The 1,155-nt window shown below is 67.9% G+C and carries 2 protein-coding genes; both read left to right on the top strand.

Translation table 11 applies throughout. The features are described 5' to 3' along the window. Positions 1–66 precede the first annotated feature (66 nt). Complete coding sequence (locus tag ACFYOV_RS33735) at positions 67–606, top strand: winged helix-turn-helix domain-containing protein (RefSeq protein ID WP_389094438.1); 540 nt, start codon at positions 67–69, stop codon at positions 604–606. Next, positions 603–1,130 carry a transposase gene (locus tag ACFYOV_RS33730; RefSeq protein WP_389094440.1) on the top strand — a complete coding sequence of 176 codons (528 nt, stop codon included), beginning with the start codon at positions 603–605 and terminating at the stop codon, positions 1,128–1,130. The genes ACFYOV_RS33735 and ACFYOV_RS33730 overlap by 4 nt, the downstream gene beginning before the upstream one ends. Positions 1,131–1,155: the final 25 nt, after the last annotated feature.

Below are 1,155 nucleotides of genomic sequence, written 5' to 3'. Positions count from 1 at the left end.
TACTGACCTTCAAAGCGTGGTGTCGTAGGGGCTGACGCCTCATGATCCCTGCGGTATGCCGACCGTATGAGGTATGCGCAAGGGGGCGGGCTGACCGACGAACGGCGGGCCTTCCGTGAGAAGTTGAGGTTGCAGGCGGCCGAGCGGTTCAGGCAGGGCGACGAGAACTCGGTCATCGCTCACGACCTGCGGGTCAGCATCCGGTCGGTACAGCGTTGGCGCAAGGCTTGGTCGCAGGACGGGCTGAGAGCCCTGGCCTCGAAGGGCCCGGCATCGCTGCCGCTGCTCAGCGACGAACTGTTCTCCGTGCTCGAGCGTGAGCTGGCCAAGGGCCCGGTGGCACATGGGTGGCCGGACCAGACCTGGACCCTGTCGCGGATCAAGACGCTGATCGGGCGCCGCTTCCATAAGAGCTACACCGTGCAAGGGGTGGCCGCCCTGCTCAAGCGGCACGGCTGGAGCTGCCAGGTCCCCGCCCGGCGGGCGATCGAGCGGGACGAGGACGTGGTGGCCGGCTGGATGAAGGAGACCTGGCCCCAGGTGGAAGGACGGTGGCGGCGCTCGACGCCTGGCTCGTCTTCGAGGACGAGGCCGGATTCTCGATGACGCCGCCGACCGCCCGCACCTGGTCACGCCGCGGCCACACCCCTGTGGTCCGCGTCCGGGGCCGCTCCCGCCGCCGCTTATCGGTGGCCGCCCTGGCCTGCTACAAGACCGGCGAATCCTCACGGCTGATCTACCGGCCCTGCCCAGACGCCCGGCCCGATGGGCGCAAAAGCTTCTCCTGGAAGGACTACCGCGACCTGATCCAGACCGCTCACCAGCAGCTTGGCGGCCCGATCGTGCTGGTCTGGGACAACCTCAACACCCATCTCACCGCCGGCATGCGTCGCTACATCGCCGACCGAGACTGGCTCACTGTCTTCCAACTGCCGCCTTACGCACCCGACCTGAACCCGGTCGAGGGCATCTGGTCCGTCCTGCGACGCACCACCCTGGCCAACCGCGCCGTCGCCGACCCCGATGACTTGATCGCTGCCGTTCGACGCGGCCTACGTCAGCTTCAGTACCGCCACGACGTCCTCGACGGCTGCCTCACCGGCACCGGCCTCCACCGCCGACCACCATGACGACATCACGCATTCAAGGTCAGTA

Origin of the sequence: Streptomyces sp. NPDC005931, assembly GCF_042871235.1 — a bacterium.
GTDB lineage: Bacteria > Actinomycetota > Actinomycetes > Streptomycetales > Streptomycetaceae > Streptomyces.
Note: the sequence above shows the minus strand (reverse complement) of the source record. Positions and strands in the feature narration are given on the sequence as shown.

Coding starts and splice junctions, on each gene's coding strand:
- ACFYOV_RS33735 (WP_389094438.1), top strand. CDS start 67: ATGAGGTATGCGCAAGGGGGCGGGCTGACCGACGAACGGCGGGCCTTC.
- ACFYOV_RS33730 (WP_389094440.1), top strand. CDS start 603: ATGACGCCGCCGACCGCCCGCACCTGGTCACGCCGCGGCCACACCCCT.